The organism is Agrobacterium sp. CNPSo 3708 (assembly GCF_028674915.1).
In the GTDB taxonomy this organism is placed as follows: domain Bacteria; phylum Pseudomonadota; class Alphaproteobacteria; order Rhizobiales; family Rhizobiaceae; genus Agrobacterium; species Agrobacterium cavarae.
Genome location: NZ_JAQZSF010000002.1, coordinates 437601 through 451970, shown reverse-complemented (window position 1 = coordinate 451970; position 14370 = coordinate 437601). Strand labels below are relative to the sequence as shown.

Genomic DNA, 14370 nt, shown 5'->3' with positions numbered 1-14370 from the left:
GTCTCCAGAGGGCCGTTTGCACCCGGTGCATTCGGCAGCGCTGTTTGGTGTACCGCAAGGCTGTTCGTCACATGCGGTGGTGTCGAAGGGGACGTTTGAGAGAACGCCCCCTTCGGTTCGATATTACTTGTACTGCTCGAGGTCGGCCGACGCCTTCTTCAGCGCGGCTTCAGGCTCAGCCTTGCCGGTGACGACAGACTGGACCATCTCGATCATGGTGTTCTGGAAGCCCTTGTAGTCGGTGAAGAGCGGCTCAGGACCACCATAGGTGATGCCTTCGATCAGAGGCTTCCAGTAAGGATCCTTTGCAACGAATTCATCAACCTTTGCAGAAGGACGCAGAGGCGTCAGGCCGGCATCGCCCTGAAGCTCATACTCGCCCTGCGGACCGGGAGAGGTGATGAACTTGGCAAATTCGATCGCCTTGTCTTCCACGCCCGAACCCTTGAAGATGGCAAGGCTGTCGGTGATGAGCAGCGTGCCCGGACCCTTGGCCGATGGGCCAAGCGGAAGCGTTGCGATGCCCCAGTTGATGCCGGTCTTCTGCAGACGCGAAGCGGCACCCGAGCCAGCCTGGATCATGCCGACCTTGCCGTCGAGGAAGATCGCGCGGATTTCGTTCTGCTCGTAAGCAGTTGCGCCTTCGACGGAATAGGGGGTGATGTCCTTGTAAGCCTTCAGAGCGGCCAGCACTTCAGGGCTGTCCATGACGATCTTGTCGCCATCGATGACCTTGCCGTTGTTGGTGTAAACCCAGTGCATGAACTGGTGCATGGTGTTGTCGAAGGTCTTGGCAGGCAGGCCGTAACCGGCAATACCCGTCTTTTCCTTGATCTGCTTGGCGAAAGCGATTTCTTCCGCCCAGGTCTTCGGTGGCGTTTCAGGATCGAGACCTGCCTTCTTGAACAGATCCTTGTTCCAGTAGAGAGCCTTGGTGGAGAAAGCGACCGGAACGCCCCACTGTTGATCATCAATGGTGACGGTATCGACGATGTGCGGATAGTAGGACTTCTTTTCCTCGTCCGTCATCGGAACGGGAACGATCATGTCGTTTTCGGAGAACTGCTTCAGCGTGCGCGAGCCGACATAGGCCATGGCGGCTGGAGAGCCGGATGCAGCAAGCGTCGTTGCCTTGTCCTGGCACTGTTCCCAGCCCACGACTTCCGGCTTGACGGTCCAGCCCGCGTTCTTGCCTTCCCATTCCTTGATGTATTTTTCATGGATCGGGTCGATCTTGTCGCCGCAATAGATCCAGGAAATTTCCTTGTCGGCGGCGTGTGCAGACATGGCGCCCAGTGCTGTCGAAGCAGCAAGGCTCAGCGCGTAGAGGGTAAACTTGAATTTGGTATTCACGGTCAGTCTCCCATTCTCTGGTGGTTATCTTATTGTTTCACCGCGCCTGCGGTCAGTCCGCTGACGAGATAGCGTTGCAGGAAGAAGATCACGATCATCGCCGGGGCAATGCCGACGAAACTTGCGGCCATGAGTTCGTTCCAGATGACCTCCTGGCGGCCGAAATAGGCAAACAGGCCGACCGGCAGAGGCATGTATTCCGTTTTTGAGTTGAAGGTCAGTGCGTAGATGAACTGTTGCGCGTAAGAACCGATGAACGTCGTGATCGCGACCACCACGATGCCGGGCATTGCGATTGGGATGATCACGCGGCGTAGGGTGTAAAAGTAGCTGGCACCATCGACATAGGCTGCTTCATCCAGCTCACGCGGGATGCGCATCATATAGGTTCGCAGCAACCAGATAGCGGACGGGATGAGGAAAGCCACGCCCGGCACGATCATGGCGAGATATGTATTGAGAACGCCGATCGAGCGCATCAAGCGGAAGAGCGGGATGAGCAGGACCGCGCCGGAGAACATGTTGACGGCGAGAAAGGCGCCGAGCAACAGACCGCTGCCGCGAAACTCGAAGCGAGCAAAGGCATAGGCGGCGGGGATGACAAGTGCCAACACGACGGCCGTGACGATGCCGGAGATAAAGAACGAGTTGAAAATGTACCGGGCAAAACCCGGTACGCTCACCCACATCGTCCGGTAAGCTTCGAAAGAGCCATTTTCTGGCCAGAAGCGATAGGGTGACGAGAAGAGCTGGCTGAGCGGCTTCAGCGACACCAGAAAACCTTCGACAAAGGGCGACAGCACGAAGATCAGGAACAGCGCGATGCCGCAATAGATCGCGAGGATTTCGTACCACTTGTAGCGGTTGATCAGTGCGGGAGGAGGTGTCATCGCTTGTCTCCGGCAGAAAGCTTGCTGACAATGCGGAAGTAGGCAAGGCAGAAGATGGACAGGAAAATGCAGATCAACACGGCGCGGGCAGCACCCTCACCATACTTATAAGAGCCGATGGCGGTCTTGTAGGTATCGATGATCATCGTCGTTGTTTCGCCGTTCGGGCCACCGCGGGTCAAGATCCAGATGATGTCGAAGGAGTTGAAGGTCGAGATCAGCGACAGCATCGACATGGTGATCATAGAAGGCACGAGAAGCGGCAGCGTGATGCGGCGGAAACGATAGAAGCGTCCGGCACCATCAACCCAGGCGGCTTCGTAAAGATCCTGCGGAACGGCCTGCATGGCGGCGAGAAGGTAGAGCGTCACCATCGGCACGCCGATCCACACATCGGTGATCACGGTTGCCCAGAACGCGGTGGAGCCCTGCGCCAGAAAGGCAACCGGTCCATCGACCAGACCGGTGCGCTGGAGCATGCCGGAAATCATGCCGAACTGGCCATTATACATCCAGCCCCACATGAAGATGCCAATTGCCATGGGGACGATCCAAGGCGGCATTGTCAGAATGCGGAAGATTGCACGGCCTGGTACTGCGGCATTCAGCATGGTCGCGCCAAAGGTGCCGATAATCATCTTGATGGCGACCGAGAAGAACGTCCAGATGAAGGTACGGATAATGACTTCCGCAAAAGTAGCGTTGAAAATCTTGTCGTAGTTGGCCCAGCCAACCCAGTTGGTGGTCTTCTTCAGCGATGCGTCGGTAAAGGACAGAATAAACGTATCGACAAGCGGGTAGGCGACAATTGCGAGAACATAGAGGAGGGCTGGCGCTAAAAGCAGCCAGGCAAAGAAAACGGCGCTTCGTCTGGTGTCCATGATCACCCTTTCATCAGGCGGAGCGCTTTTGCGCGTCTTCGGTGCCGTGAAGGCAAGCGTCGTACTTTGCCCAGACTGGCGCCAGATCGACCACCTTGCGGGCAGCACGCGCCTCGTCCATGGCAATCGCCAGGATGCCGGCTTCGATTGCGTCGAGCGCCGAAACCGGTAGGGCAGCGCCTGTCGTGACATGGGCAAAGACATCGGTGGCCATCTGCTCGTCCGCGCCGTAATGGTGCGATTTTACCGATGGGGCCTGATAGGTGTTGCCGATCAGCTTGGCGCTGTCATGGGCGCGGTGAACGTCGAGGAAGCCACGGACGAAATCGCCTTCCGCCATGCCTTTCGCGCCGACGACGCAGAAGCGGCGGAACTCGTCCGGCACGTTGAGGTTCGTGTGGAAGGCCAGCGACGCACCATTTTCATATTCGACGATGGCGGTCTGGAAATCGATGATGTCGCCATCGCTGTCGAACACCTTGTCGGCACCCATCCAGCCGCTTGGCTTGCGGAAATAAATATCAAGATCGTTGACGCCGCTATTCTGTGGGGCGTTTTTCGGCACGAAACTACGGCGTCCGCCGAAGCTCGAAACATAGCGCGGGCGCACACCCATCACGCCGTTATAAAGGTCGAGGTCGTGGCAGCACTTTTCCAGCATGAAGCCGCCCGCTAGCTTGTCGTAACGGCGCCAGTCGCGCATGAAGAAGGCGCCATGATAGGGTGCAATATGCTCGGAGGCTTCGATCGAGGCGATATCGCCGAGAAGCCCTTGAGCCTGTGCCTGCCGCAGATCGCGGTAAAGCGGTGAGTAACGAAGGACGAGACCGACCATCAGACGGTCCTGGCCGTACTGGTTCAGAAGCCGCGCGAGTTCGAAGCTTTCTTCGATGGTTGTGACGATCGGCTTTTCGGTGAACACCGTCAGGCCCGCTTCCAGACCGATGCGAATATGCTCTAAGTGGAAAGTATTGGGGGAGCCGATCATGAGCAGATCGAAGGTTTCCTTCGCGATCATCTCCTCGGGTGTTTCGTAAGCGTGGCCAGCCGAAATATTCTCTGCCTCCAGCTGCTTCATGCCCGCTGGTTCGGGGTCGACATGGGCGACGATCTCAAAATCAGGATCGATTTCCGTAAAGACCTGGCCAAGATAGCCAAGGCGGAATCCGAGTCCGATTATTGCGACTTTCATGGCTTTGCAGCTCCCCTTTTCGTAATTTATTTTCGTAGCCTGTTGCAAATTTCCGATATGGTCAACCGGAAAAACCGCAATCGAGTGTGGCTATGAAAATAATTTTCACGCGCTGAATGTTCTTCTTTGTCTCCCGCTTTTTGGGCGTGGAGGATAAACGTCTAAACACTGGAGTCTTGGGTATTTCCCCTCGCCAGCCACTTTCGGTTTTCCGCAGGCCGGTCGTCGTTGTTAATAACTAATACCAAAAAAATACCTTCTGTCTATAGTGGAACAAAAATTTGTTTCGAGGCAGCCGTGGAATATATGTTCGGCGTTGAAATCACTGGTATTTTGGCATTTATCGATTGATTGGTCCTGCATATTGCCAATGTGGCGTTGTATTGGTATCAGTTTTGGTATGGTGTTTGAGAGGCGATTTCTGCTGTAGGTGGCGGACCATCTCCCCATGCAAAGATCGGAGAGGCGCAATGGACGGTGTTTTGCCGTTTGGTGAATTGCAGGCATTACGGGGCGGGCCGCTTTACCAGAAGTTGCGCCGCTTGATCGAGGATGCCGTATCCAATGGGCGATTGAAGCACGGCGATGCCCTGCCAGCCGAACGGGATATCGCCGATGCTGCAGCGATCAGCCGGGTGACCGTGCGAAAAGCGATCGACGAACTGGTCGAGCAGGGCATTCTGGTTCGGCGCCGCGGTTCTGGAACCTTCGTCGCCAAGCCGGTGCCGAAGATGCAGCAGCCTCTGACACGGTTGACGTCCTTTACCGAAGATATGCGTCGTCGTGGAATGGTGGCAGGATCGCGCTGGATCGAGCGCGGGCTCAAATTTCCCACAGCTGAGGAAACCATGATGCTCGGCCTTTCGGGCGGGGCTCGCGTTTCACGTATCCTTCGTTTGCGCACCGCCGACGATATGCCGATTGCGCTCGAGCGGACCAGCCTTCCGGACGACATTCTGCCCGAACCTGAGACGGTCGAAGACTCGCTTTATCTCGCGCTTGCGGCCCGCGACATTCGCCCGGTGCGCGCCAATCAGAGAATCTCCGCGGTGCTGCTGCGCGATGACGAAAGCGAGTTGCTGGAGGTTCCACCCGGTTCCGCAGCGCTTTCCGTGCAGCGTATCGCCTATCTCAATACCGGGCGCGTGATGGAAGTCTCCACTGCGCTTTATCGCAGCGACGCCTACGATCTCGTCGCAGAACTCACGATCGGCGCCTGATCAAAACCTTAGAGGCCATACTCATGACGACAATGATGCGACGCGAAATCGACGAAATCCCCCAGGCCGTGGCCCGGCTTCTGGATGCTGGGAAAGACGATATTTCGCGGGCAGGACGCGCTCTTGCGGCCCATGATCCGGCCGTTGTGGTCACCGTTGCTCGCGGCTCTTCCGACCATGCTGCCTATTTCCTGAAATATGCGATAGAGCTTGAACTCGGCCTTCCGGTCGCGTCTCTCGGCCCGTCATTGGCCTCGATCTACAAGGCGCCACTGCGCTTGGAGCGGGCTGCGGCCTTCGCGGTCTCCCAGTCGGGTGCGAGCCCGGATATCGTCTCGATGTTGGAAGGGGCGAAGGCGGGCGGCGCCTTGACCTTATCTCTGGTCAATACGACACCGTCTCCTCTCGCCGACACCGCCTCGATTGCCCTTAATATCCAGGCTGGACCGGAAATCGCTGTGGCAGCCACCAAGTCCTACGTCAATTCGATCGTCGCAGGACTGGCGGTTCTTTCCGAATGGAGCGGCTCGGACTCCTTGAAGAAGGCTGTGGCAGCGCTCCCAGACCAGCTCGATAAGGCGCTTGCGCTCGACTGGAGTGTGTTGGTGGAGCCGCTGGTCAAGGCTGAATCTCTTTACATGCTCGGCCGCGGCCCGGCACTTGCCATTGCGACGGAGGCGGCGCTGAAGTGCAAGGAAACCTGCGAGTTGCACGCCGAAGCCTATTCATCCGCTGAGGTGCTGCATGGTCCGGTTTCGCTGGTTGCCGAAAGCTTCCCGGTGATCGCCTTTGCTGCGCGTGACAAGGCGGAAGTCTCGATTGCCGAAACGGCATCGGGTCTCGTCGGCAAGAATGCCAATGTCTATCTGACGTCCGACAAGGGCAGGGGTGCCACCATTCTTCCCTTCGTAGAGACGGGTCACCCACTGACCGATGCCTTGGCCCTGATCGTTCCTTATTATGGCATGGTCGAAATGCTGTCGCGCGCGCGAGGCTTTGATCCCGACAAGCCCGCAGCTCTCAAGAAGGTGACGGAAACACGATGATTGGCTCATTCGCGCTGTGTGGCGGCCGGATTTTCGACGGGGCTGTCTTTCTGGATGGCCACGCGCTTGTTGTCGAAAACGGCCGGATCAAGGCCATTACGCCGGTGGCAGATCTATCGTCTTCCATCAAGCGTCGTGATGTGGCCGGTGGCCTCATCGTTCCAGGGTTCATCGATCTTCAGGTGAATGGCGGCGGCGGCGTATTGCTGAACAACCAGCCTGATCTCGACGGCATTCGCACGATCTGCTCGGCACACGCTTCCTACGGCACGACCGCCCTTCTGCCCACCCTGATTACCGATACGGTCGATATCCGGAGCAAGGCCGTTGCAGCGGGTATTGCTGCCTTTGCGGAAAAGGTACCAGGCTATCTCGGTCTCCATCTGGAGGGTCCGCATCTCTCGGTCGCCCGCAAGGGAACCCACGATCCCTCGTTGATCCGCCCACTTGAGAGCGACGATCTGCAATTCCTCGTGGAAAAAGCCGGTCACTTCGGCGAGGCTCTTATCACGCTAGCGCCCGAAAGTGTCTCGACCGCCGATGTCACCAAATTGGTTGAAGCCGGATATGTCGTCAGCCTTGGTCACACCAATGCCAAGGCGCAAGACATTTTGCCTTACGTGTCGGCCGGCGCCTCCATGGTCACGCATCTCTTCAATGCGATGAGCCAGATGGAAAATCGCGAGCCGGGTCTGGTTGGTGTGGCACTGGCCAATGGCCGCTTGTCCTGTGGCCTTATTGCGGATGGCTTCCATGTTGATCCGATCGTTATTCAGGTGGCGCTCGCTGCCAAGCAGGGACCGGGGCGGATATTCCTGGTCACCGACGCCATGTCGACCATCGGCACTGATCAGCAGGGTTTCCTCCTGAATGATCGTGAAGTGTTCCGTCGTGGCGGACGATTGACGCTTGCTGATGGTACGCTTGCGGGCGCCGATATCGATATGCTCTCTTGCGTGCGCTTTGCCCATGAGCATATCGGATTGCCTTTGACGGAAGCGTTGAATATGGCCTCGCTCTATCCGGCTGAGGCGATTGGCTGCGCCACCAAGGGCAGTCTCGCCGCCGGGATGGACGCCGACATGCTGGTACTGAAGCCGGATCTATCTTTGATGGCGACCTTCATCGGCGGCGCTTGCGTCTTCGGCGAAGATTTTTCAAAAGGGGCTGCGGCTTGATCGTCTGTTTCGATATTGGCGGCACCGCCATCAAGGGCGCTGGCGCCTGGGCTGTCGACGACATCCGCCCGGTTGCACGCCGGCAAACGCCGATCCATGATTTCGATGCCTTTGTCGATGTGTTGAGATCCGTGATCGAAGAAATCGGAGAGAGGCCGGACTGCGTCGCTCTGTCGATTGCAGGCGTCATCGACCCCGATACCGACCGTGCCAACATTGCCAATATTCCCTGCGCCCATGGACGTCTGTTGAAAGCAGACCTTGAGGCAGCGCTTGGGATTCCCGTGCTGATTGCCAATGATGCGGATTGCTGCGCGCTTGCGGAATATGGCGCAGGCGCAGGGCGTGGACATCGCGTCGTCTTCGGGGCCATTCTCGGCACGGGTGTCGGTGGCGGCCTTGTTGTGGATGGCAAGTTGATCAACAGCGCCGGCGGTTTTGCCGGGGAGTGGGGCCATGGCCCCGTTGCTGCCACGCGTGCCGGCAGTCCCCCTGTGGAATTGCCGCGCTTTGCCTGCGGCTGCGGCCTCGATGGGTGTGTCGATGCCATTGGCAGCGCTCGCGGCATGGAGAAGCTTCACCGTCACCTGACCGGCACCGAGATGAAGGCGGAAGAGATCCTTGCTGCCTGGCAGGACGGCGATGAAAAAGCTGCGCGCACGATCGATATCTATATCGACATTCTCGCAGGACCCCTGTCGCTGGTCATCAACATGACCGGTGCGACCATCGTTCCGGTCGGCGGAGGCCTATCCAACTCGCTGCCGCTGATCGAGGCGCTCGATCACGCGGTGAGAGCGAGAATTCTCCGCAAATTCCAAAGACCGCTCGTGGTACAGGCTGAGTGTGCCATTGAGCCCGGTCTCGTCGGGGCGGCCGTGCTGGGACTGGCATTCGCTTCAAGTCGGTAGAGGCTCGGTCGCGCCAACGCCTTCTGCTCTATATTACGACGTACCAGTGGCAGCCTGAGCCTGGGTCATGGTGTTGTCTCCAACCCAGCGCGCTGCCGGCTCAATTCCGCCCAGAGGAAAGAGGTGGAGTTGCGATATCAGCGACGCCGGATTGTTCTCGACATAAGCCGTCAGCGCGTCCACCATCTCGGTCGGCTCATAGGGCATGAGCAATCGCGTCACGTCCAAAGCCCGCTTTTGCAGCACCTTCAATGAGGGGCCGACGCCGCAGGAGATGGCGGACTTGATCAGGGTCTGGAGTTTGGCCGGGCCCGCGATCCCCACATGGATTGGAAGACTGACGCCCGCCTCTGCAATTCGCTCCGCCCAAGTTGTGATCACCCCGGGCTCGAAACCGAACTGCGTGACGATCGCCATCTCGGCATCGGTCAGTCGAGAGAAGTCCGTTTTCCACTTCAAAGCGCTATCGACATTGCTGGTCGTGCCGTCCGGATCGATGTCACGGCTCCCTTCCGGATGGCCCGCCACATGCAGCCGCTGGAAACCATGCCGGTCGAAGAGACCGCTCTCCAGCAAGTGGATCGAGCTTTCGATCGTGCCGACCGGACGCGTCTCCCCGCCGCCCAGCAACAGGGCCTCGGTGACATCAGCCTCATTGCGATAAAGTTCTATCCAACTCTTCAGAGTGGCGATGTCGGGAATGCTGCGTGCGGGAAAATGCGGCATGACGGCGAACCCGTCCTGGCGTAGCCTTTTCGCCGTCGCGACCATGTCCTGGATCGATGTCCCGGTGATGTGGGCAATATAGACTCGTGTTCCAGGCGGCAGGAGCCTGGAAAAGTCAGTGATCTTCGCGGCGGTCTTCGGCGTCACCTCGATGGAATACGGATTGAGGAGAAAACTCAAATCTTTCGCGCCAAGCGCGCTCTTGTTCTTCGTCCGATCGGTAAACTTCAGTATTGCCATAAGCCGATTTTCTTTCCGCATGCCAAGCGCGATATTTAGAGCCGCAGCGATCTTCAATCCAGACCTAAAACTGGACAGCCGTGCGGTTACCCGGATCGATTTATTTGCTCTTTTTTATCCATTGCATCGAATCCTGCCGAACCATGTGAGGATATTTTTACTCTCTTGCTGAACAGTGGTGTTTCAAACTGCGACGTAACGAGACGCTAGAAGATAATTTTGACCTGATTTCTCTTTCATAAGAGGCCAAAGTGAGAGCCAGATGCTCTTGAGCACGGAAAGTGCGGATCATTTTGAGGCAGAAGCGCCAGCACGGCCGGCCAGAATTGTCTGGTATCAGTCGTTGTTCTGGAAGATCACCGTTTCGCTCGTGTCCAGTGTCGTGCTTGCCTATCTCGTTGGCGCTGCTGTCGGCTGGGTGATGGTCCAGCGGGACTCGCTTGACCAATGGCGTCGCGAGGCAGAACTGAACGCGCAGGTGACGAGTTCTGCGATCCGCACCATCTACACCTTTATCTCCATCGACAGTGATAGCAGCGGCCAGATCGTCAAGATCACCAGCGAGCGACCGCTGGGTGACGATGCCTCCATTTTGGATACGGGCTTCAATCCCGGGGACGTTCTGGCGCTTGCCGCTGCGCAAACCAAGAACAATGTCTGGATTTTTCAAAAGGACCCCGCTGGTCAGACCTTTACCAGTTCCGCCGACGCGCTGGGGGAGGTGGAGAATATCTCGCTGACATTGCCAGAAGGCACGGCGATGGATGCATTCTACGTCGGCTTTGCCGAGCTTGGTACGGTGCGGCACTTCATTGCTTTCGTTCCGGTGGTCGATCAGAATGGAAAGCTGCAGGGCAGTGTGGTCACGACGATCGGCGAGGCTTCCAAGCTTCTCGAAACACAAACGAAGCTTCTACAGAATTCGCTTGCGCTTCTGATCACCATTTTGCTCGTGACCGGCGGGGTCGTTGCACTTCTGATGCGCAAGGTCTTCATGCCGGTGCCGGCGCTGATTGAAGCACTCACCAAAATCGCCCATGACGACACGGCCTCGGTGACGCCGTTTCAACATCGCAAGGACGAGATCGGTCGCGTTGCCGTCGCGATCGAGAAGGTGCGCGAAGCCGTGGTCGAGCGGGAGAACCTGCGCCAGATCCGCGATGTGGCGAAACAGATGGAACATCTTGCCCATCACGATCCGCTGACCGGACTGCCAAACCGAGCCTTCTTCAGCAAGCGGCTGGAGAGCGAGATTGGGGAACTGGCAAATGGCCGACGGTTCAATGTCATGCTTCTCGATCTCGATCGCTTCAAGGCGGTCAATGATGTGTTGGGCCACGCGAGCGGCGATGCTCTTCTCGTATCCTTCGCAGAGCGCCTGCTGCAACTGATCGGGCCGCAGGACATGGTGGCTCGACTAGGCGGTGACGAGTTCGCGATCCTGCAGATCGTCCGTAAAAATGCGGTGCGTGAGGCCAGTCGCCTGGCGAAGGGTATCATCACGTCAGCATCACACCCGTTCATGTTGCTGGGCAAAGAGGCCTCCGTCGGGGCCAGCGTCGGTATTTCGATAGCGCCCCTTCACGGTCACGAGATGTCCGAACTGCTCAAACATGCCGATGTGGCGCTGTACTGCGCCAAGTCCGGCGGTCGCGGGAATTTCCAGTTCTTCGAACATGGCATGGAAATGTCGAAAGAACAGGACCACGAACTGCAGCAGGACCTCGACCTCGCGGTTCAGCGGGACGAATTCGTGCTGCACTACCAGCCGATCTTCTGCTTCTCCAATCCCGAGCCTGTCGGCTATGAAGCGCTGGTGCGCTGGCAGCACCCGGTTCGCGGCTGGGTGACACCCGACGACTTTATTCCGCTGGCCGAAAAGACCGGCCAGATCTGTGCGATCGGCGACTGGGTGTTGAAGCGGGCCTGCCAGGAAGCCATGCGATTGCCGAACGAGGCAACGGTGGCCGTCAACATCTCGGCGATCGAGTTACAGCAGGGCGATCTTGTCGAGAAGGTGCAAAGGGCGCTGAATGACAGCGGCTTGCCGCCATCTCGGCTCGAGATCGAGTTGACGGAAACGGTTCTGCTCTCCGGATCGGAGGCCATCACATGTCTGCAAGACATTCAGGCGCTTGGGGTCAGGATCGCGCTTGATGATTTCGGAACCGGCTATTCGAGCCTTGCTTATCTGACCAAACTACCGATCAGCAAGATCAAGATCGACCGCAGCTTCGTTGCCGACGTGATGACCAGCACCCAGAGCCTGGCAATCATTCAAGGTGTGATCCACATCGCCGCAGGACTTGGATTGAAAACGACGGCGGAGGGCGTGGAAACGCCAGAACAGCTTTCGCTGCTTCGTGCTGCCGGATGCGACCTGTTGCAGGGCTATTACCTTGGCCGCCCCATGCCACTTGCCGATATCGAGAGCCATTATCGTTCCGCACCCGCAAAGATGGTGCACCGCTAGGAGTAGAGACATGCAGCATATTTCTCTTACCCTCCGTGGGCTGATGCGCCGCTCGGTCATTCCCACTTTGTTCGCCGCGCTCGTCTCCTCGCCGTTTCTCACGCTTTCTGCTGCGGCTGAGGAGTTGAAGAGCCCGACCCTCGACAAGATTGCGCGTACCAAGACGATCACGTTCGGGCACCGCCAGGACGAACTGCCGTTTTCCTATGTGACGCCGGATGGCGTCGTGCGCGGTTACTCCATCGATATATGTCAAAGGATTGCGGATCACGTTCGAGACGCGCTTAAGCTCGATACCCTGAAGACCGATTATGTGGTGGCGACGCCCGCAACCCGTTTCCTGTTGGTCAAGTCCGGCAAGATCGACATGGAATGCAGCGCGACGACCAACAATGCCGAGCGGCGAGAGCAGGTGGCATTCTCCTATCCCCACTTCATCACAGCGACCCGCTTCGTGACGAAAAAATCGAGTGGGTTGAACAGTATCAAGGATCTGGCCGGACGAACGGTGGCTTCGACAACGGGGACCATCAACATCGCGCAATTGCAAAACGTGAACAGGGAGCAAAAGCTGAACATCTCTGTACTGATCAGCAAGGTGAATTCTGAAGCCTTCGCCATGGTCGAAAACAATCGCGCTTCCGCCTTCGTGATGGATGATGTTCTTCTAGCTGCCCACGTGGCTTTTTCAAATGCACCTGGAGACTATATGATCTCGAAAGAAACGTTCGGGCCGCCTGAACCCTATGGTATTCTTCTGCCAAAGGGCGATGATGCGTTCAAGACGTTGGTGAATGAAGCTCTCTACAAGATGTTTACGGACGGCGAAATCGAGACGATCTACAACAAGTGGTTCATGTCGCCTTTGCCGCCGGACGGGCGCAATTTCAACCTTCCGCTATCCCCAGAGCTGCAGGCCGCCTTCAAGGAGCCAAAGGAGTACCTGCAATGAGAATGTACATCTTTCATTGCTTCCTGCTTGCATTCTGCGCGCTCGGCTCGATTGAAGCCAAGGCAGAGGAAAAGGTTTTCGACACGCCCACCCTCGATCGAATTGCCCAGACGGGCAAGATCAGGATCGGCTATGGTTCGACAGCACCCTTCTCCTTTCTCAATGCGGACGGCCAGGTTCTCGGCTACTCGATCGACCTTTGCCGTGCTGTGGTGGAAAAACTGAAGCAGCGGCTCAAGGTGCAATCCATCGATGTCGAGTTCGTGCCGCGCACGCCCAGCAATCGCGTGCAGCTTCTCAATGATGGAACGATAGATATCGAGTGCAACGCAAGCACCAACACGGCAGAGCGGCGCAAGAGCGCAGCCTTCGCCTACCCGCACTTTTTCACCGTGACACGGTACGTTTCCCTGCGGAAAAGCGGTTTCAAGACATTGGATGATCTGAAGGGGCGTTCGGTGAGCGTGGCTCTCGGCACCGTCAATGTCAATGAAATCAATGAGAGTAGCCGCAGGCGGAAACTGAATATCTCAGCCGTTCCTGTTGAAAGTCTTCAGGCTGCGTTCGACATGGTCACAGAAGGTCGTGTTGCAGCCTTCGCCATGGATGAGGTTTTGCTGAAAACGATGATCGCCCGCACGCAAAACCCCTCCGACTATGTGCTTTCCGAGGAGCAGGTGACAGATGCCCAGCCCTTTGGTTTTATGATGCGCGTGAACGACAAGGCGTTCGTCGGGGCAGTGAACGAAGCACTGAGCGAGATTTACAAGTCAGAGACTGCCAAAGAGATTTACAAGCGCTGGTTCGAGGAATCGATGCCGGGGCTCAACATCAACCTTGGTCTGCCGATGAGCAATTTCCTTGCGGAAGCTTTCCACAACCCGAAGATCGTTGAATAAGCGCAGACGGGTGTGAGATCCCTTCTATCCTTTCGATCTATAAGCATGCTGAGCAAACCTGTGTCGCGGCGATGCGATCAAGGCATGCGGCAAAACAAGAACGAAAGCGTAAGAGCAAATCTGAAAGATTGCGACGCGCTTAGGTCCATGCTGCGACTATTTCGCTAGACGTCGCGCCTGCGTGTCAAAGCCTGAACGCCGGCGTCGCGCGTCCCGTTTTGTCTTCTCCCCGAGTTGTTCCGGCCTTTGCGCCGTTAATTTTTCAGGAACCAATGCCTGAGGGGCACGTTCGATTGGCAGGAGACGCGCCGTGTCAAACGGACGTGATGGTGCCGGAGAACATCGGGATTTTTCCGTTTTCTCTCGATGGCCAACGAAAAGGCAGACGAGCTTCTTATCCATCCGGCCG

At 57.3% G+C, this 14370-nt stretch carries 12 protein-coding genes; 7 read left to right on the top strand and 5 right to left on the bottom strand.

Translation table 11 applies throughout. From position 1 onward, the window contains the following. Positions 1–123: 123 nt before the first annotated feature. The 4 genes from PVA19_RS05030 to PVA19_RS05015 all read right to left on the bottom strand — a co-directional run bounded on the left by PVA19_RS05030 (position 124) and on the right by PVA19_RS05015 (position 4316). A complete protein-coding gene (locus tag PVA19_RS05030) occupies positions 124–1287 on the bottom strand; it encodes an ABC transporter substrate-binding protein (protein WP_111847223.1) in 1164 nt (387 codons plus the stop codon). Between the two features lie 95 nt (positions 1288–1382). Next, positions 1383–2243: a carbohydrate ABC transporter permease gene (locus tag PVA19_RS05025; RefSeq protein WP_062424129.1), complete on the bottom strand. Its 861-nt coding sequence runs from the start codon at positions 2241–2243 to the stop codon at positions 1383–1385. Further along, positions 2240–3124, bottom strand: a complete 885-nt coding sequence (locus PVA19_RS05020; protein WP_112954070.1) for a carbohydrate ABC transporter permease — start codon at positions 3122–3124, stop codon at positions 2240–2242. The genes PVA19_RS05025 and PVA19_RS05020 overlap by 4 nt, the downstream gene beginning before the upstream one ends. A gap of 13 nt (positions 3125–3137) precedes the next feature. After that, positions 3138–4316, bottom strand: a complete 1179-nt coding sequence (locus PVA19_RS05015) for a Gfo/Idh/MocA family protein (RefSeq protein WP_274101420.1) — start codon at positions 4314–4316, stop codon at positions 3138–3140. Positions 4317–4786: 470 nt separating this feature from the next. Here PVA19_RS05015 and PVA19_RS05010 point away from each other — a divergent pair, with 470 nt between their 5' ends. From PVA19_RS05010 to PVA19_RS04995, 4 genes are read left to right on the top strand one after another with little or no spacing between them, the layout of a single operon-like run. Then, the gene (locus PVA19_RS05010) at positions 4787–5536 is read left to right on the top strand and encodes a GntR family transcriptional regulator (RefSeq protein ID WP_062424132.1); all 750 of its coding nucleotides are present in this window, start codon (positions 4787–4789) and stop codon (positions 5534–5536) included. Between the two features lie 23 nt (positions 5537–5559). After that, positions 5560–6582 (top strand): SIS domain-containing protein, encoded by a 1023-nt coding sequence (locus PVA19_RS05005; protein WP_274101419.1) that lies wholly within the window; start codon positions 5560–5562, stop codon positions 6580–6582. After that, positions 6579–7760, top strand: coding sequence for an N-acetylglucosamine-6-phosphate deacetylase (gene nagA, locus PVA19_RS05000; RefSeq protein ID WP_274101418.1), 1182 nt, complete (start codon positions 6579–6581; stop codon positions 7758–7760). Before PVA19_RS05005 ends, nagA begins: the two co-directional genes overlap by 4 nt. Then, positions 7757–8671, top strand: a complete 915-nt coding sequence (locus PVA19_RS04995) for an ROK family protein (protein ID WP_274101417.1) — start codon at positions 7757–7759, stop codon at positions 8669–8671. The genes nagA and PVA19_RS04995 overlap by 4 nt, the downstream gene beginning before the upstream one ends. A gap of 33 nt (positions 8672–8704) precedes the next feature. On the opposite strand, the gene PVA19_RS04990 is transcribed toward PVA19_RS04995, so the two are convergent. Next, positions 8705–9637 (bottom strand): methylenetetrahydrofolate reductase, encoded by a 933-nt coding sequence (locus PVA19_RS04990; RefSeq protein WP_274101416.1) that lies wholly within the window; start codon positions 9635–9637, stop codon positions 8705–8707. A 262-nt stretch (positions 9638–9899) separates the two neighbouring features. Here PVA19_RS04990 and PVA19_RS04985 point away from each other — a divergent pair, with 262 nt between their 5' ends. From PVA19_RS04985 to PVA19_RS04975, 3 genes are read left to right on the top strand one after another with little or no spacing between them, the layout of a single operon-like run. Continuing rightward, positions 9900–12110, top strand: a complete 2211-nt coding sequence (locus PVA19_RS04985) for a putative bifunctional diguanylate cyclase/phosphodiesterase (RefSeq protein WP_274101415.1) — start codon at positions 9900–9902, stop codon at positions 12108–12110. Between the two features lie 43 nt (positions 12111–12153). Next, positions 12154–13062, top strand: coding sequence for an amino acid ABC transporter substrate-binding protein (locus PVA19_RS04980; RefSeq protein WP_112519834.1), 909 nt, complete (start codon positions 12154–12156; stop codon positions 13060–13062). Beyond that, complete coding sequence (locus PVA19_RS04975; protein ID WP_274101413.1) at positions 13059–13961, top strand: amino acid ABC transporter substrate-binding protein; 903 nt, start codon at positions 13059–13061, stop codon at positions 13959–13961. Before PVA19_RS04980 ends, PVA19_RS04975 begins: the two co-directional genes overlap by 4 nt. Positions 13962–14370: the final 409 nt, after the last annotated feature.